The 16,149-nt window shown below is 69.7% G+C and carries 17 protein-coding genes; 12 read left to right on the top strand and 5 right to left on the bottom strand.

The genetic code is table 11. From position 1 onward, the window contains the following. Nucleotides 1-32: 32 nt before the first annotated feature. The 5 genes from OG266_RS17345 to OG266_RS17325 all read left to right on the top strand — a co-directional run bounded on the left by OG266_RS17345 (nt 33) and on the right by OG266_RS17325 (nt 4,662). Nucleotides 33-1,112, top strand: a complete 1,080-nt coding sequence (locus tag OG266_RS17345) for an LCP family protein (RefSeq protein WP_266455873.1) — start codon at nt 33-35, stop codon at nt 1,110-1,112. A gap of 272 nt (nt 1,113-1,384) precedes the next feature. Beyond that, nucleotides 1,385-2,233, top strand: coding sequence for a hypothetical protein (locus OG266_RS17340; RefSeq protein ID WP_266455870.1), 849 nt, complete (start codon nt 1,385-1,387; stop codon nt 2,231-2,233). Between the two features lie 59 nt (nt 2,234-2,292). Continuing rightward, nucleotides 2,293-2,871: a Uma2 family endonuclease gene (locus OG266_RS17335; RefSeq protein ID WP_266455867.1), complete on the top strand. Its 579-nt coding sequence runs from the start codon at nt 2,293-2,295 to the stop codon at nt 2,869-2,871. Between the two features lie 117 nt (nt 2,872-2,988). Next, nucleotides 2,989-3,345 (top strand): YciI family protein, encoded by a 357-nt coding sequence (locus OG266_RS17330; protein ID WP_266455864.1) that lies wholly within the window; start codon nt 2,989-2,991, stop codon nt 3,343-3,345. Nucleotides 3,346-3,390: 45 nt separating this feature from the next. Further along, entirely contained in the window at nt 3,391-4,662 is a 1,272-nt protein-coding gene (locus OG266_RS17325; RefSeq protein ID WP_266455861.1) for an RNA polymerase sigma factor, read from the top strand. Between the two features lie 28 nt (nt 4,663-4,690). Here OG266_RS17325 and OG266_RS17320 read toward each other — a convergent pair whose 3' ends face one another. Beyond that, nucleotides 4,691-5,959 (bottom strand): SAM-dependent methyltransferase, encoded by a 1,269-nt coding sequence (locus OG266_RS17320; RefSeq protein WP_371546677.1) that lies wholly within the window; start codon nt 5,957-5,959, stop codon nt 4,691-4,693. Nucleotides 5,960-6,013: 54 nt separating this feature from the next. Here OG266_RS17320 and OG266_RS17315 point away from each other — a divergent pair, with 54 nt between their 5' ends. The 4 genes from OG266_RS17315 (at nt 6,014) to groL (ending at nt 9,985) form a co-directional block, all read left to right on the top strand. After that, on the top strand, nt 6,014-6,916 hold the full coding sequence (locus OG266_RS17315) for a polysaccharide deacetylase family protein (protein WP_371546675.1): 903 nt from the start codon (nt 6,014-6,016) through the stop codon (nt 6,914-6,916). Beyond that, nucleotides 6,913-7,689 (top strand): polysaccharide deacetylase family protein, encoded by a 777-nt coding sequence (locus OG266_RS17310; RefSeq protein ID WP_266455853.1) that lies wholly within the window; start codon nt 6,913-6,915, stop codon nt 7,687-7,689. Before OG266_RS17315 ends, OG266_RS17310 begins: the two co-directional genes overlap by 4 nt. A 225-nt stretch (nt 7,690-7,914) precedes the next feature. Then, a complete protein-coding gene (gene groES / locus OG266_RS17305; RefSeq protein ID WP_266455850.1) occupies nt 7,915-8,223 on the top strand; it encodes a co-chaperone GroES in 309 nt (102 codons plus the stop codon). Nucleotides 8,224-8,356: 133 nt separating this feature from the next. Then, nucleotides 8,357-9,985, top strand: a complete 1,629-nt coding sequence (gene groL / locus OG266_RS17300) for a chaperonin GroEL (protein WP_266455847.1) — start codon at nt 8,357-8,359, stop codon at nt 9,983-9,985. Nucleotides 9,986-10,096: 111 nt separating this feature from the next. On the opposite strand, the gene OG266_RS17295 is transcribed toward groL, so the two are convergent. From OG266_RS17295 to OG266_RS17285, 3 genes are all read right to left on the bottom strand, one after another. Next, nucleotides 10,097-10,804: an ester cyclase gene (locus tag OG266_RS17295; protein WP_371546672.1), complete on the bottom strand. Its 708-nt coding sequence runs from the start codon at nt 10,802-10,804 to the stop codon at nt 10,097-10,099. Nucleotides 10,805-10,881: 77 nt separating this feature from the next. Further along, the gene (locus OG266_RS17290) at nt 10,882-11,655 is read right to left on the bottom strand and encodes an SDR family oxidoreductase (RefSeq protein ID WP_266455841.1); all 774 of its coding nucleotides are present in this window, start codon (nt 11,653-11,655) and stop codon (nt 10,882-10,884) included. A gap of 107 nt (nt 11,656-11,762) precedes the next feature. Then, on the bottom strand, nt 11,763-12,431 hold the full coding sequence (locus tag OG266_RS17285) for an MOSC domain-containing protein (protein ID WP_371546668.1): 669 nt from the start codon (nt 12,429-12,431) through the stop codon (nt 11,763-11,765). Between the two features lie 80 nt (nt 12,432-12,511). Here OG266_RS17285 and OG266_RS17280 point away from each other — a divergent pair, with 80 nt between their 5' ends. Further along, complete coding sequence (locus OG266_RS17280) at nt 12,512-13,408, top strand: LysR family transcriptional regulator (protein ID WP_266831438.1); 897 nt, start codon at nt 12,512-12,514, stop codon at nt 13,406-13,408. 91 nt (nt 13,409-13,499) lie between these two features. On the opposite strand, the gene OG266_RS17275 is transcribed toward OG266_RS17280, so the two are convergent. Beyond that, nucleotides 13,500-13,829 (bottom strand): WhiB family transcriptional regulator, encoded by a 330-nt coding sequence (locus OG266_RS17275; RefSeq protein ID WP_266455834.1) that lies wholly within the window; start codon nt 13,827-13,829, stop codon nt 13,500-13,502. A gap of 390 nt (nt 13,830-14,219) precedes the next feature. Here OG266_RS17275 and OG266_RS17270 point away from each other — a divergent pair, with 390 nt between their 5' ends. Continuing rightward, entirely contained in the window at nt 14,220-14,831 is a 612-nt protein-coding gene (locus tag OG266_RS17270; RefSeq protein WP_003948568.1) for a response regulator transcription factor, read from the top strand. A 268-nt stretch (nt 14,832-15,099) separates the two neighbouring features. Beyond that, a complete protein-coding gene (locus tag OG266_RS17265) occupies nt 15,100-15,675 on the top strand; it encodes a sigma-70 family RNA polymerase sigma factor (RefSeq protein ID WP_266455832.1) in 576 nt (191 codons plus the stop codon). The last annotated feature ends 474 nt before the right edge of the window (nt 15,676-16,149 follow it).

Below are 16,149 nucleotides of genomic sequence, written 5' to 3'. Positions count from 1 at the left end.
GAAGGTGTTCCTGCTCGTAATAATTCGGACTTATGTTCCTCCGCGTGACTTCTGAAGACGAGCGCGGGGACGAAAACGAGGGCGTCGAAAGACGCGGGGGCCGACGGCGGGGCCTGCTGAAAGCCGCCGGCATCGTGTTCGCCGGCGCCCTCGTACTCTCCGTCGCCGGGGCGGGCTGGGCCTACTGGCACCTGAACCAGAACATCAAGAGCGTCGACATCAACAGCGCGCTCGGCGACGACCGCCCGCCGAAGGCCGTCTCGACCCCGTCGGCCTCCTCCTCCGCCTCCGCGACCCCGCTCCCCAGCGGGGCGCTCAACATCCTGGTCCTCGGCTCCGACTCCCGCAGCGGCGAGGCGAACGCGGCGCTGGGCGGCGGCAGCAGCTCGGGAGCCCGCTCGGACACCGCGATGGTCGTGCACATAGACGAGGGCCGTACGGCGGCGACGGTGGTCAGCATCCCGCGCGACACCCTGGTCACCCGCCCGTCGTGCCCCACCTCCTCCGGCGGGACGACCTCGGTGGCGTACGGCTCGATGTTCAACAGCGCGTACTCGGTGGGCGGTCCGGTCTGCGCCGTGAAGACGGTCGAGTCCATCACCAACGTCCGCATGGACCACTTCATCGAGATCGACTTCTCCGGCTTCGCGGATCTCGTGGACGCGCTCGGCGGCGTCACCGTCACGACGGACGAGGACATCGACGACGACGACAGCCACCTCCACCTGAAGGCCGGCGAACACCACCTCGACGGCGCCACGGCGCTGGCGCTCGCCCGCACCCGGCACGGCATAGGCGACGGCAGCGACCTGGGCCGAATAGGCCTCCAACAGACCCTGGTGAAGGCCCTGTTGGAGCAGATCTCCTCGACCAACCTGCTCACCGACCCCGCCAAGCTGTACAAGGTCGCCGACGCCGTCACCGGCAGCCTCACGACCGACACCGGCCTCGACTCGCTGAGCGAACTGATGAGCCTCGGCCAGAGCCTGAAGTCCCTGCCCTCGGACGCGCTCAAGACGGTCACCATGCCGGTGGTGACTGCGGCGTCGGACCCGAACAGGGTGGTGGCTCAGGAGCCGGAGGCGAGCGAGCTGTGGGAGTCGCTGCGATGAGTGTTCGCCGGAGTAGTTCGCACGTCGGGGCTTGAGCTTCGGGGGCCGGGATTCGAGATTCTTTTTGCAAGGAATGGGTGGGTGGCTCAACCCACCCACCCTCCCTTGGTGGCGGCCCAAGTGCCGCCCGGGCCAGGGAAGATGACTTTTTGTGATCGTGTCGCGGCGGAGCGTGGCGAGCGTGTAGCGTGCGCCGGGAAAGCATCGACCCCCGTGGGTGTTGTCGCACCACGCGGGGGTCTGACCAACAAGATCGAAAGCAGAGTCGATCCATGGCTACCGCCCAGCTTAGTGCTGCCCCGCGCCCGTCCGCTCACCCCAAGGCCAATCCCGGGTACGGAAAAAAGTCGGCGCCCGACCAAGAGCCCCGTACCGGCCGGGACTTCGCACATCTGCCCGTCCGCGAGGCATCGATCGCCGGGTATCTCGACCGGCTCGACGACGAGGCGGACATCTCCATCAAGACGCTGGCCAAGCATCTCTCGTACGGCCAGTGCGCCATCGGCACCGCCCTCAACAACCTCTCCGTGGCAGGCCATCTGCGCCGGGTACGCCGTCCTGTCACCGTCGACGGCTGCCCCCGCTGGGTGTGGCACACCTTCTTCTCGCGTACCGCGCGTGATGACGCCTGGTGGGACGCCTTCCTCGCCGGCGAGGCACCGGTCACCGCGCCCTCGCCGCAAGCGGCGCGCTCGGCCGCGTACGGCGTGCTGGCCCGGCTCGGGCGGATCGACGCGCGCCTCACGCTCTCGGCTGGGGAGTGCGGGGCGTTGGAGGAGCAGGCTGCCGAGTGGTTCGCGCGGGGCGCGGGTGAGGCGCAGCTCGTCGCGGCGGTGACGGCGGGGCTCCCGGAGCGGGTGGCACACGCGCACGGTTTCGTACGGGCTCGGCTGCTCGCCAAGCTGCCACCCGAGCCGCAGCCTCCGTCGTGTGCCCGCTACGAGGTGGTCTGCACGGCGTGCGGCGAGCCGGGCGGGGACGGCGGGCTGTCGGGCGGGTTGTGCGGGGGCTGCTGGGGAGGGCGGCCCGCCCTCCCGGCGGACCGGGTTCACGCCCATGCGGGGCGGCTGCGGGCTGCCCTGCGCACTGGGACACGTACAGAGAAAGGAGCAGGCGCGTGACGACCTTGCAGCACGGTCCGCCCGTAGCCGGGGCAGGATGGAGGGGAGGAGGCGACGCCATGACCCCCAGTACGTCCGACCACCCCCAGATGGGCATCGAGGATTTCGAAGAGCTTGCCCTCCTTGCGCACGAGACGGCGCGCCTGGAGTTCTTGAACGGGAAGATCGGGGTCAAAGCCGTGCCGGACGGGAATCACGGCGAGATGGTCGCCTGGCTTCTCAGGCGGTGCATGCAGCATCGCCCTGAGCTGTTCCTCTATCCGGAACAGGGCCTCAAGGTCGAGGCGTACCGCCAGGGGCGAGCCCGGCCTGACGGTGCACTGGTACCCGAGGAGTACTTCGCCGGAAAGGGTGAGTGGGCGGAGCCCGACGGTGTCCTGATGGTTGTCGAGGTCACGTCCCCCGACAGCGATGCCACCCGGCGGGACCGGATCGAGAAGCCAGAGGCCTACGCGGCCACGAGCATCCCCGTCTACCTGTTGATCGACAGGGAAGCTGCGGCTGTCACCGTGTATTCGGATCCGGAGGACGGCAAATACCGCTCATGTACCGCTCGGCCTTTCGGCGCCGTGATCGAGCTGCCCGATCCCGTCGGGATCACGCTGGACACCGAGAAGCTGAAGGACTTCGCCGACTGAAGTTGTCCCGGAGGAAACGTCGAAGAATTCCGGCGACGGTGTCGAGACAGACGTCTCCCGTTCGACGCAAGGGTGAGAGGCGGGAACAAGCCCCGTCTCCGTACCGAAGGAGTCACCATGCCGCGCTACCTGTCGATGGTCCAGATCGACGAGGCCAACGCGCCCGCCGAGGGCCCCAGCCCCGAACTGATGCAGCGGATGGGTGAGCTGATCGAGGAGATGACCAAGGCGGGCGTGATGCTGGACACCGCCGGGCTCACCCCCACCTCGCAGGGCACCCGCGTCCGCTGGGAGAAGGGCGAACTGACCGTCACCGACGGCCCGTTCACCGAGTCCAAGGAGGTCGTCGGCGGCTACGCGATCATCCAGGCCAAGGACAAGGCCGAGGCGATCGAGTGGACCAAGCGCTTCCTGAAGATCCACGAGGAGCACTGGACCGTCACGTCCGAGGTGCGGGAGATCGCGGAGGGCTGAGCGGGTCCTTGGCCTGAGGGCGCCGGGGGTGTCTTATGGGGGGCTGTGACAGAGCAGCCCCCCGCCGCCGCATCGGGTGCCATCGAAACCGTCTTCCGGATCGAGTCGCCGCGCATCATCGCCGGCGTCGCCCGGATCGTACGAGACGTCGGCATCGCGGAGGAGCTGGCGCAGGACGCGCTGGTCGCAGCGCTGGAGCAGTGGCCGCGTGAGGGAGTCCCGGACAACCCGGGGGCCTGGCTCATGACCACGGCCAAGCGCCGCGCGATCGATCTCGTACGCCGCGAGGAGCGGTACGCGCGCAAGCTGGCGGAGATCGGGCGCGACGCGGACACGACCATCCCTTTCGAGGAACCCTCCGACCCGGACGACATCGACGACGACCTGCTGCGGCTCGTCTTCACCGCCTGCCACCCCGTCCTCTCCGCCGAGGCCCGCATCGCCCTCACGCTGCGGCTGCTCGGCGGCCTGACCACCCCCGAGATCGCCCGCGCCTACCTCGCCCCGGAGGCGACGATCGCCCAGCGCATCGTGCGCGCCAAGCGGAAACTGGCGACGCAGGGGGTCGCCTTCGAGGTGCCGTACGGCCCGGAGCGGGAGGCCCGTCTCGGGTCCGTACTGGAGGTCATCTACCTGATCTTCAACGAGGGGTACGCGGCCACCGAGGGCGAGGACTGGCTGCGCCCCGGGCTGTGCGAGGACGCCCTCCGACTGGCCCGAGTGCTGGCCGAGTTGATGCCGAAGGAGCCCGAAGTGCACGGGCTGGCCGCCCTGTTGGAGCTCCAGACCTCACGCGCGGCCGCCCGCACGGGCCCGTCGGGCGAGCCGGTCCTCCTCAAGGACCAGAACCGCCGCCGCTGGAACCGCATGCTGATCCGCCGGGGTTTCGCCGCCCTGGGTCGCTCGAACGCCGTCACCACCACCGGACCCGGCCCGTACGCCCTCCAGGCCGCCATCGCCGCGTGCCACGCGCAGGCGTACGCCTACGAGGACACGGACTGGGATCGGATCGCCACCCTGTACGGCCTGCTCGCGGCCCGTTCCCCGTCGCCCGTGGTCGAGTTGAACCGTGCCGTGGCCATCTCCATGGCGGAGGGCCCGGAGCCGGCCCTCGCCCTGATCGACACCCTCACCGCCGAACCCGCCCTCCGTGACTACCACTTGCTGCCCAGCGTCCGCGGGGATCTGCTCGCCCGGCTCGGGCGTACGGCGGAGGCGCGGGCGGAGTTCGAGCGGGCGATCGCGCTGACGCGCAACGAGCAGGAGAGGGACCTCCTGCGGGCGCGGGTCCGGGAGCTGGGCCCGCCGCGGTCCTGACCTGGTGGGCGGTCCTGACCCGGCGGGATCAGCCCGCCAGCGGGTGCCCCACCAGCATCGTCGGCGCCCCCGCGACCCGAGTCATGAACACCGTCGCCGAATTCGGACCCTGCGCCTTCGGTAGAACCTTCCGCCGCAACTCCTCCGGCTCGACCGCCGACCCCCGCTTCTTCACCGTCAGTACGCCGACCTGCCGCTCCCGCAGCAGCGCCTTCAACTTCTTCACGCCGAAGGGGAGTTGGTCGGTGATCTCGTAGCCGGAGGCGTACGGCGTCGGACGTGCCTCGTCCGCCGTGATGTACGCGATCGTCTCGTCGATCAGTCCGCCGTCGAGCTCCTCGGCCACCTCCGCGACCAGGTGGGCGCGAATGACGGCGCCGTCGGGCTCGTACAGATACCGCCCGACGGACCGCACCGCCGGATCCGGCAGCCCGCGCCCCCGTACCTCCCGCGGCCCCGGCAGCAGCGTGGCCCGCACAAGCCCCGGCTCGGTGCCGAACCACAGCACCGCCTCCTTCACGTCGCCGCCGTCCGAGATCCACTCGGCCTCGGCCTCGGCGGGGATCGCCTCGTGCGGGATGCCGGGAGCGATCTTCAGTGCGGCGAGCGGAGCCTTCGAAGCCGTGCCGACCGCCCAGGACAGGGGCGGTGAGTAGGCCTCCGGGTCGAAGATCCGGCCTCGGCCGCCCCGGCGCGCGGGGTCCACGAAGACGGCCTCGTACGCGGACACGTCCACCTCGGTGACATCCGCCTCGCGGACCTCGATCAGGCCGGTGAGGCCGAGCGCGTCGGCGTTCGCGCGTGCCACCGCCACCGTCAGCGGGTCCCGGTCGACGGCGAGGACCCGGATCCCGGCGCGGGCGAGCGCGATCGCGTCGCCGCCGATGCCGGAACAGAGGTCGGCGACCGAGCGGACGCCGAGGGCGCGCAGCCGCTCCGCGCGGTGCGCCGCGACCGTCGTACGGGTCGACTGCTCGACCCCGTTGGGGGTGAAGAACATCCGCTCCGCGTCCTCGGCGCCGAACTTCGCCGCCGCCCGCTGCCGCAGCCGCGCCTGCCCGAGGGCCGCCGAGACCAGCTCGGCCGGGTGCTCGCGGCGCAGCCGGGTGGCGACGGCCAGTTCGCGCGCCGGGTCGGTGCCGCGCACCTCGTCGAGCAGGGCGCGGCCCTCGGGGGTGAGCAGGGAGGCGAAGGAGGCGAGGGGGGACGGCGGATCGAGGTCGTTCACCGGGCCATTGTGGGCCAGTCGGTGGACGGCGCGCGTCCGGCCGCGGTGTCGTGGCCCCGTACGGGCCATGGCCTGGGAGGATCCGGCGCCATGCGATCAGTACGACAAAATTACAAAAACGGTATGAAGTTGACGGTTGTCCGGAGCGGCATCGCTGCGCTCACCCTCGCCGCCCTCGTGTCCGGCTGCGCCGAGAGCGCCGGCTCCAAGCCCGTGAAACCGGCGCCCGGCCGCCAGGCACCCCAAGCGCCGCAGGCGCCACCCGCCGCCCGTGCCCTCGACTCCTACGCCGCCAAGCTCCGCCGCGCGCAGGCCGCACGGGCCGCCGCGGCCAAGCGCTGGGGCCTTGCCAAGACACCGCTTACCGCGCCGCCGGCCCCCGCCAAGAAGCCGGTCATCGAGTTCCGCGACGGCTTCGAGGTCGAGGACGGCGAGGATCTGCCGCCGGTCTTCACGACCATCCCCACCAAGGACAAGGTCGTCTTCCTCACCATCGACGACGGCGCCGAGAAGGACCCCGCGTTCCTGCGGATGATGAGCGACCTGAAGATCCCGTACACCGCCTTCCTCAGCGACTACCTGGTCAAGGAGGACTACGGGTACTTCCGCAAGATGCGCGACCGTGGCGTCGTACTCAACAACCACACGCTCCACCACCCCTACCTGCCCGGGCTTTCCTACGAACGCCAGAAGCGCGAGATCTGCGGCATGCAGGACGTGATGAAGAAGCAGTTCGGCAAGCGCCCCACGCTCTTCCGGCCGCCGTTCGGCAACTACAACGAGGACACCCTGCGCGCGGCCAAGGCCTGCGGCATCAAGGCGGCCCCGCTGTGGAACGAGGAGATCTTCGTCGACCACTGGGAGTACCGCGAGTGGGACCGCGATCTGAACCCCGGCGACATCGTCCTCAGCCACTTCCGCGGCAAGGAGGACTGGAAGGGCACGATGCCCGACATGGTCCGCCGCTTCATGAAGATGGTGACCGACAAGGGGTACGCGGTGGCGCGCTTGGAGGACTACCTGTGAGGTCGCGGCCGTACGCGCTCCTTTCCGGGGCGCTCGCCGCCGTACTCCTTACGGGCTGTGCCCAGTCCGTCGACCCGATCGAACGGCTGGGCAAGAAGGCGGCGCACGAGGTGAGCAAAGCGCGCTCGCACGGGCCGACCCTGGCGACGTACCGCCGCTGGGGCCTTTCCGCGCCGCTCGTCCCCGCGCCGAAACCGTCCGCCCGGGTCACCGCGCGCACCGCGGGCCCGGGCCTCGCGCCGGTCGTGGACCGCGTGCCCACCCGCGACAAGGTGGTCTTCCTGACGTACGACGACGGTGCCGAACGGGATCCGCGGTTCGTCGACCTGGTCCGTGAACTGCGGCTGCCGGTCAGCATGTTCGTCACGGACAGCGTGGTCGGGCCGGGGTACGGACACTTCGCGCGGCTGCGGGCGGTCGGCGCGACCGTGCAGAACCACACCCTCGACCACCCCTCCCTGCGGGGCCTGCCGTACGCCGGCCAGCGCGCCGAGATCTGCGGCCAGCAGAACAAGCTCAAGGAGCGCTTCGGCATCCGCCCCCGCTTCCTGCGGCCCCCGTACGGCACGTACGACACCACCACGCTGCGGGCCGCCGCCGACTGCGGGATCGCCGCCGTCGTGCGGGGGCGGGACGCCGACGCGGGCCCCCTGCGGCCGGGCGACATCCTGTCCGGCTCCGAGCACCCGAACCTCACGGAGGCGACGGTCGAGCTGCTGCGCCAAGTCCAGGCGGAAGGGTTCACGCCGGCGCGGCTCGAGGACTACCTGTGACGTGTCCGGGGGCTGTGATTCCGCTCGGGATCCGATGGGCTCGTGAGCGCCGCGTTGGCACTCCGCTTGACCGAGTGCTAATCGCGGTCATAGTCTCGGGTCTGGCACTCCCCACTGGAGAGTGCCAATGACGACAGGTAGATCCGGCTCCCGCGACGACGGGTCCACCTGGTCGCCACCTCAGACAGTTAACCCCGTGAGATCTCCGAAGGGGGAGGTCGGATCGTGACGACCACCAGCTCCAAGGTTGCCATCAAGCCGCTCGAGGACCGCATTGTGGTCCAGCCGCTCGAAGCCGAGCAGACCACGGCCTCTGGCCTGGTCATCCCGGACACCGCGAAGGAGAAGCCCCAGGAGGGCGTCGTCCTTGCCGTGGGCCCGGGCCGTTTCGAGGACGGTAACCGTCTTCCGCTCGACGTCGCTGTCGGCGACATCGTGCTGTACAGCAAGTACGGCGGCACCGAGGTGAAGTACAACGGCGAGGAGTACCTCGTCCTCTCGGCTCGCGACGTTCTCGCGATCATCGAGAAGTAATTCACCCCGGTACCCAACCGGTTTTGTAGTGAACTGCGCCCCTGGCCCCCCGCGACCTCAAGTAGCCGGGCGTCGGGGGCGCCGTTCGTTCTCCCCAGATTTTCCAGAGTTTCGAGAGGGCTGAATCGCTCCCATGGCGAAGATCCTGAAGTTCGACGAGGACGCCCGTCGCGCCCTCGAGCGCGGCGTCAACAAGCTTGCCGACACGGTCAAGGTGACGATCGGCCCCAAGGGCCGCAACGTCGTCATCGACAAGAAGTTCGGCGCTCCCACCATCACCAACGACGGCGTCACCATCGCGCGTGAGGTCGAGCTCGACGACCCGTTCGAGAACCTCGGTGCCCAGCTGGTGAAGGAGGTGGCGACCAAGACCAACGACATCGCGGGTGACGGTACGACCACCGCCACCGTGCTCGCCCAGGCGCTCGTACGCGAGGGCCTCAAGAACGTCGCCGCCGGCGCGTCCCCCGCCCTCCTCAAGAAGGGCATCGACGCCGCCGTCAAGGCCGTGTCCGAGGAGCTCCTCGCGACCGCCCGTCCGATCGAGGACAAGGCCGACATCGCGGCCGTCGCCGGTCTGTCCGCGCAGGACAGCCAGGTCGGCGAGCTCATCGCCGAGGCGATGGACAAGGTCGGCAAGGACGGTGTCATCACCGTCGAGGAGTCCAACACCTTCGGTCTGGAGCTGGACTTCACCGAGGGCATGGCCTTCGACAAGGGCTACCTGTCGCCGTACTTCGTGACGGACCAGGAGCGCATGGAGGCCGTCCTCGAGGACCCGTACATCCTCATCCACCAGGGCAAGATCTCCTCCATCCAGGACCTCCTGCCGCTGCTCGAGAAGGTCATCCAGGCCAATGCCTCGAAGCCGCTCCTGATCATCGCCGAGGACGTCGAGGGCGAGGCCCTGTCGACCCTGGTCGTGAACAAGATCCGCGGCACCTTCAACGCCGTCGCGGTGAAGGCCCCGGGCTTCGGCGACCGCCGCAAGGCGATGCTGGGCGACCTCGCCACCCTCACCGGCGGTCAGGTCATCGCCGAGGAGGTCGGCCTCAAGCTCGACCAGATCGGTCTGGACGTGCTGGGCACCGCCCGCCGCGTCACGATCACCAAGGACGACACCGTGGTCGTCGACGGTGGCGGCGACTCCTCCGAGGTCGTCGGCCGCGTCAACCAGATCAAGGCCGAGATCGAGAACACCGACTCCGACTGGGACCGCGAGAAGCTCCAGGAGCGCCTCGCGAAGCTGGCCGGCGGCGTGTGCGTGATCAAGGTCGGCGCCGCCACCGAGGTGGAGCTCAAGGAGAAGAAGCACCGTCTGGAGGACGCCATCTCCGCGACCCGCGCCGCGGTCGAGGAGGGCATCGTCTCCGGTGGTGGCTCCGCGCTCGTCCACGCCGTCAAGATCCTTGAGGGCAACCTCGGCAAGACCGGCGACGAGGCCACGGGTGTCGCGGTCGTCCGCAAGGCCGCCGTCGAGCCGCTGCGCTGGATCGCCGAGAACTCCGGCCTGGAGGGTTACGTCATCACCTCCAAGGTCGCCGAGCTCGACAAGGGCCAGGGCTTCAACGCCGCCACCGGCGAGTACGGCGACCTGGTCAAGGCCGGCGTCATCGACCCGGTCAAGGTCACCCGCTCCGCCCTGGAGAACGCCGCCTCCATCGCCTCCCTGCTCCTCACGACCGAGACCCTGGTCGTCGAGAAGCCGGCCGAGGAAGAGGCCGAGGCCGGTCACGGCCACGGTCACGGCCACTCGCACTGAGGCACCAGCTTCCGAGGAAGCCCCCGTTCCCACAGGGAACGGGGGCTTCTCCCGTTTATCCACTACGGGCTACGGGCTACGGGTCACTGCTCCAGCGACACGGGCTACGGGTCACTGCTCCAGCGAATCCAGCGCCCCGAGCTGCGCCATCAGTCCCAGCCTGTCGTACTGCCACCAGCCCTCGGCGAGCTTGCCGTCGTCGGTGCACCGGTGGATGGTCGTGCCGGTCATGGCGACCTGCCTGCCGCTGGCCGGGATCCCCATGAAGTCACCCTTGTGGGTGCCGTTCCAGGTCCAGCGCGTACAGACCCGGTCGCCGTCGGCGAGCTGGTCCTCGATGGTGAACGTGAAGTCGAACCCGGTCCGCCACATGTCCACCTCGCGGCGCATGGCGTCCAGGCCGATCACGTCCTGCTCGTTGGACGGATCGTGGTCGTGGTAGTTCTCCGCGACGACCTCGTCCCACGAAGGCAACTCGCCCTTGCCGGCGACCAGCCCGTAGAAATTGCGGACGTTGGTCTTGTAGAGCCACTCGTCCCGCACCACATCCAGATCCGTGAACGTCGGCATCTCGTCGCAGAGCGCCACCATCTCCCGGAAGATCTTGTCCGTCTCGGGAAGATTCGAGTTCGCCATCGCTTCCTCGTACGACGCGAACTCCACGATCTCGATGAAGTGCCTGGCGTCGGACCGGTCCTTGCCGATGACGCTGTGCGTCGCGGTCCGCTTGCCCTTGGTCTGCTCGACCCATGTGTCCATGAGCCGGTCCATCTCGTCGAATCGACCCGTCTTGCAGTCGATGAGCTGCACAAATGTCATGACGCCGCCTTCCGGCCCCCCTGGGTCCGGTCGATACCCCCATCGTCCCACTGGGACGGCGGCGCCACCCCTCTGGCCTACTGGGGCCCGTACTTCCGCCCGGTCCTGGAGGAGATGCCGCCCAGCAACGACCGCGGCGCCACCTTTGCCATGCCCATCAGCACCTTGTAGCGCGGGTCGGGAATCGACAGGGTCTTGCCGCGGGACAGGTCCGTGAGCGCTGCGGCGACCAGCTTGTCGGCGTCCAGCCACATCCAGTTGGGGATGTTGTCGGTGCCCATCCCGGCGCGCTGGTGGAACTCGGTGCGCACGAAACCGGGGCACAGCGCCATCAGCCGTACGCCGCTGCCTGCCAGGTCCTTCGCCGCGCCCTGCGAGAACTGCACGACCCACGCCTTGGACGCCCCGTACGTCCCCCGCGGCAGGAACGCGGCCACCGACGCGACGTTGACGACCCCGCCACGGCCGCGCTCGCGCATGCCCTCGGTCGCCGCGGAGGTCAGCCGGAGGACCGCCTCGCAGTGCACCTTGAGCATCTTCAGCTCGTCGGCGATCGACACGTCGAGATACCGGCCCTTGTTGCCGAAACCGGCGTTGTTGACCAGCAGGTCGACCGGGTTCTTGCGGTCGCTCAAGCGCTCGGCCACGGCCTCGATGCCGTCGTCCGTCGCCAGATCCGCCGTCAGCACCTCCGCCTCGATGCCGTGCCGGTCGTGCAGCTCGGTCGCCTGCTCGCCCAGCCGCTTGGTGTCACGCGCCACCAGCACGAGGTTGTGCCCGTCAGCCGCCAGACGCCGCGCGAAGGCGGCGCCGATCCCCGCGGTCGATCCCGTAATCAGAGCCGTTGTCATGGCCCAAGGTTAGTGACCTGACCTGTGGTCCGGCGCCCCGCGCCCCCAACGTCCGCGCGCCCCACACCACTTCTGCGCGGGGCGCGCGACTGCCTGCGCAGCCCCTGCTAAGCGCCGGGCGTCGCCACGTATTTCTCGGCGATCGCCCGGGATTCCGGATGCAGCGCCTCGCCCGCGTCCAACAGCCTTGGCAGCAGCCCCCGTTCGGTCGTGATCGCACGGAACTGGAGGGCGACCGTGACGTCGTGGTCCGGCCTGTGCACGATCTCGATCGGGTCGCCGGAGCGGATCTCGCCGGGCTCGACGACACGCAGATACGCGCCCGGCGCCCCCTTCTGGGTGAAGCGCTTCACCCAGCCCTTCTCACCGACGTGTTCCTGGAAGGTCCGGCAGGGGATGCGCCCGCAGGTGACCTCGAGGACCACCTCGGGCCCGATCCGCCAGCGCTCGCCGATCAGCGCTCCGGACACGTCGACCCCCAGTGTCGTGAGGTTCTCGCCGAAGGAGCCGGCGGGCAGCGTCCGGCCCAGCTCGCGTTCCCAGTCGTCGAGATCCTCGCGCGCGACCGCGTACACGGCCTGGTGATCCCCGCCGTGGTGCCGCTTGTGGCACACGTCGTCCCCGGCGAGGCCGCTCCCGCCGGTCCCCTTGGGCCCGGGCGCCGCGACCCGCACCGGCCCGGGCACCGGCTGTTTGTCGATGCCGGTCACCCCCTCCGGCTGGTCCGTGTAGTCGACGGCTCGCGCCCGGCCGAGATTCAGCGAGAGAAGCTTCATGACGAGAACGCTAGGCGATGGGAGCCAAAGCGTCGACGCAATATTCGCTTCCATACCCAAGGCACCCTTATGCTCAGAAAATGATCGAGGCCCGCCATCTCCGTGTACTGCGCGCCGTCGCCGCCACCGGCTCCTTCTCGGCGGCCGGGCGCGAACTGGGCTGCACCCAGCCCGCCGTCAGCCAGCAGATGAAGGCGCTCGAAGCGTCCGTCGGCACGCCGCTGCTGGTCCGCACGGGACGAGAGATGCGCCTGACGCAGGCGGGCGACGCGCTGGTCCGGCACGCGGCCGGCATCATCGCGGGACTGACGGCCGCCGAGGAGGAGGTCGCCGCGATCGCGGGCCTGCGCGCCGGCCGCGTACGGCTCGTCTCCTTCCCCAGCGGCAGTTCCACGCTCGTCCCCACGGCCCTCGCCGCCCTGCGCGCAGCGCACCCCGGCACCCGGGTCTCCCTCGAGGAGGCCGAGCCGCCGCGCTCGGTGGAGATGCTCCGCGAGGGCGACTGCGACATCGCGCTCGCGTTCCGGTACGAGGGGGCGGCGGGCGTCGAGGAGTGGGACGACCTGGTCGTACGCCCCCTGCTCCTGGACCGCCTCGTCGGGCTCGTCCCCGAGAGCCACCGCCTCGCCGGGGCCGAGTCGGTCGCGATCGGCGAACTCGCCGGGGACCCGTGGATCGCGGGCTGCCCGCGCTGCCGCCGACAACTGGTCGAGGTCTGCCGCGGCGCGGGCTTCGAGCCCCGTATCGACTTCGCCACCGACGACTACCCGGCCGTGGTCGGCCTGGTGGGCGCCGGTCTGGGGGTTGCGGTCCTTCCGGAACTCGCCATCGAGTCCGTACGGCCGAAGGGGGCGCGCACGGTAAGGGTGGAGCCCCCGGTGCGGCGGGAGATCGTCGCGCTCACACTGCCGGATCTTGCTCAGGTGCCCGCGGTGGCGGCGACGCTGGACCGGCTGGCGCGGGCCGCGCAGCGGTAGCCCCAGCCCTGGGAGAACCCGGGCGCCACGGCGCGCGGCATCGGAAAAGTAGGGGCACGCGTGCGCGTGCCCGGTTAGCAGAAACGTTCCTTCAGTTGTTCGAAGCGGGACTGCTTCCAGTGGCCGACGCTGAGACCAGCCGGTTGCGTGCCCGTCCCATGAGCTCTTCTCGCTCGTCCTCGGTCAACCCGCCCCACACGCCGTACGGCTCGCGCACCGCCAGCGCGTGTGCCGCGCACTCCGCGCGTACCGGGCATCGCATGCAGACCTCTTTGGCCGAGTTCTCGCGAGCGCTCCGTGCCGCACCTCGCTCGCCCTCCGGGTGGAAGAAGAGCGAGCTGTCGACCCCGCGGCAAGCCGCGAGGAGCTGCCAGTCCCAGAGGTCCGCGTTCGGACCGGGAAGGCGGGAGAAATCTGCCATTGCGTGTCCCCTTGTTGCCGTTCTGGGCTGCTATGTGCCCACCGACCGTACATCTACGATCTAAGGAGATGAAAATATGACTCATTGCGAATCTAGCCACAGACACCAGCAAAAGGGAAGAAATCGGGCTAAATGGGGCATGGGTTGTGATGAAAGGTTGTGGGTCCGCCCCGCATGTCTGCACCGTGTCCGCACCCTCACGTACAGTGCCGAAGACGACCGGCTGCCCCGTAACTCTTTCGAGTGACCATCGTTGGAAGTGCCGAGGCGGTTGAAGGAACAAGCGCTCGGGCAGACGGCAGTTTCCGTCGGCGAGTGTCGACCGCACAGATGACGATTCGTACCAGCCTGGAGGCTCAAGGTGACGCGCATCAGCTGCGGAGGACGGCCATGACATCCGTCCTCGTCTGCGACGACTCCCCGCTTGCCCGAGAGGCGCTCCGTCGTGCGGTGGCGACAGTGCCCGGCGTCGAGCGTGTGACGACGGCGGCCAACGGCGAGGAAGTACTCCGCCGCTGGGGTGCCGACCGTTCGGACCTGATTCTGATGGACGTACGCATGCCCGGTCTGGGCGGCGTCGAGACTGTTCGGCGGCTGTTGTCCGCCGACCCCGGTGCGCGCATCATCATGCTCACCGTCGCCGAGGACCTGGACGGCGTGGCGCTCGCCGTCGCCGCCGGAGCCCGCGGCTATCTGCACAAGGACGCCTCGCGTGCCGAACTGCGCGCGACGGTGACCCAGGCGCTCGCCGACCCCACCTGGCGGCTCGCCCCGCGCAGACTGCGGTCGGCCGAGATGGGCGCCGCGCCCACGCTCACCGCGCGGGAGATCCAGGTCCTGGAGGGCATGAGCCACGGCCGCTCCAACGCGGAGATCGGCCGTGAGCTGTTCCTCTCCGAGGACACCGTCAAGACGCACGCCCGGCGGCTCTTCAAGAAGCTCGGCGCCTCGGACCGCGCGCACGCTGTGGCGCTCGGTTTCCGGTGGGGCCTGGTTCGCTAAGTGAGCCGCCGTGGGGGTACAACGGCAGTAGTCCCTGCCCGCCGTGCGGCGGGCGGGGCCGGGCCCTCGGAGAGCGCCTCTTCGATGCCCGATCCCCGTTTCCCGGCGGATGCCGCATCCTTGAGGTGTGGAGTTCCTAGGGGACGATTCGGTCGAGCGGAAGGGGAGGGCGCAGGAGATGAGTTCCGGCGCACCTGCTCATAACGCTTCGGTGCACAACTATGGACGCGGTGCCACGGATCGGACGACGCCGAGGCACCATGGACCGATGCGCGACGACGAGACGACGGTGATCGGTGCGCTCGTCCATCGCGCTGTCGACGGCGACGAGCAGGCCACGCACGACCTGCTCGCTCATGTTCACCCCCTCGCGCTGCGCTACTGCCGCACCCGTCTGTCCCGGCTTCCGGGCGACGCGCGGCACTTCGTGGAGGACCTGGCGCAGGAGGTCTGCGTCGCGGTGCTCCTGGCGCTGCCGCGCTACAAGGACACCGGACGCCCCTTCGAGGCGTTCGTCTTCGCCATCGCCGGCCACAAGGTCGCTGACCTGCAGCGGGCCGCGATGCGCCATCCCGGTTCCACCGCGGTCCCCTCGGACGAGATGCCCGAGCGCCCCGACGACTCCCTCGGCCCAGAAGAGCGCGCCCTGCTCAGCAGCGACGCCGAATGGGCCAAGAAACTCCTGGCCAACCTCCCCGACAACCAGCGCGAGCTGCTCCTGCTGAGGATCGCGGTGGGCCTCACGGCCGAGGAGACGGGGCAGATGTTGGGAATGTCACCAGGGGCGGTACGGGTGGCTCAGCACAGGGCGCTGAGCCGGCTGCGGGCGTTGGCGGAGCAGTAGGCGGGGGTTGTTCGGGGGCCGGGTTTTCCGGTTCTTTCCGCCGCGTCCGCCGGGGCGGAGGTAGCCGGACGGTGGTGTCTGGCGGTGCGGTGGTGCTGGGTGCGGCTCGGCCGGGACGGCGGGTTTTTTCCGCCGCGACGGTGGGAGGCCGTACGGCAGTGTTCGGCGGTGCCGGGCATGGCTCAGCCGGGACGGCAGTTCTTCTCCGCCGCGACGGTGGGAGGCCGTACGGCGGTGTTCGGCGGTGCCGGGCGCGGCCCAGCCAGGACGGCGTTTTTCTCCGCTGCGACAGCGGGTAGCCGCACGGCGAAGACCGGCCCGCGCCCGGCGGGGCGGGTCTACGAACGCCGGGCTCGGGCCCGGGACTGGGCTTCCGGCGCCGTGGATGAACGGCGACGCCACCCGCCCCGTACGAAAGTACGAAGCCCCAGGCCAACCCAAGCCATGGAATGAGAGACCCTTGCTTCCCGTTAG

This window comes from Streptomyces sp. NBC_00554, assembly GCF_041431135.1.
GTDB lineage: Bacteria > Actinomycetota > Actinomycetes > Streptomycetales > Streptomycetaceae > Streptomyces.
Note: the sequence above shows the minus strand (reverse complement) of the source record. Positions and strands in the feature narration are given on the sequence as shown.

Bases quoted from the DNA above. Each gene is read 5' to 3' on its own strand.
- OG266_RS17290 (WP_266455841.1), bottom strand. From the start codon at position 11,655: ATGACAACGGCTCTGATTACGGGATCGACCGCGGGGATCGGCGCCGCC.
- OG266_RS17335 (WP_266455867.1), top strand. From the start codon at position 2,293: ATGACCCCCAGTACGTCCGACCACCCCCAGATGGGCATCGAGGATTTC.
- OG266_RS17320 (WP_371546677.1), bottom strand. From the start codon at position 5,959: ATGGCCCGTACGGGGCCACGACACCGCGGCCGGACGCGCGCCGTCCAC.
- OG266_RS17270 (WP_003948568.1), top strand. From the start codon at position 14,220: ATGACATCCGTCCTCGTCTGCGACGACTCCCCGCTTGCCCGAGAGGCG.
- OG266_RS17295 (WP_371546672.1), bottom strand. From the start codon at position 10,804: ATGACATTTGTGCAGCTCATCGACTGCAAGACGGGTCGATTCGACGAG.
- OG266_RS17345 (WP_266455873.1), top strand. From the start codon at position 33: ATGTTCCTCCGCGTGACTTCTGAAGACGAGCGCGGGGACGAAAACGAG.
- OG266_RS17315 (WP_371546675.1), top strand. From the start codon at position 6,014: ATGAAGTTGACGGTTGTCCGGAGCGGCATCGCTGCGCTCACCCTCGCC.
- OG266_RS17330 (WP_266455864.1), top strand. From the start codon at position 2,989: ATGCCGCGCTACCTGTCGATGGTCCAGATCGACGAGGCCAACGCGCCC.
- OG266_RS17265 (WP_266455832.1), top strand. From the start codon at position 15,100: ATGCGCGACGACGAGACGACGGTGATCGGTGCGCTCGTCCATCGCGCT.
- groL (WP_266455847.1), top strand. From the start codon at position 8,357: ATGGCGAAGATCCTGAAGTTCGACGAGGACGCCCGTCGCGCCCTCGAG.
- OG266_RS17340 (WP_266455870.1), top strand. From the start codon at position 1,385: ATGGCTACCGCCCAGCTTAGTGCTGCCCCGCGCCCGTCCGCTCACCCC.
- OG266_RS17275 (WP_266455834.1), bottom strand. From the start codon at position 13,829: ATGGCAGATTTCTCCCGCCTTCCCGGTCCGAACGCGGACCTCTGGGAC.
- OG266_RS17280 (WP_266831438.1), top strand. From the start codon at position 12,512: ATGATCGAGGCCCGCCATCTCCGTGTACTGCGCGCCGTCGCCGCCACC.
- OG266_RS17285 (WP_371546668.1), bottom strand. From the start codon at position 12,431: ATGAAGCTTCTCTCGCTGAATCTCGGCCGGGCGCGAGCCGTCGACTAC.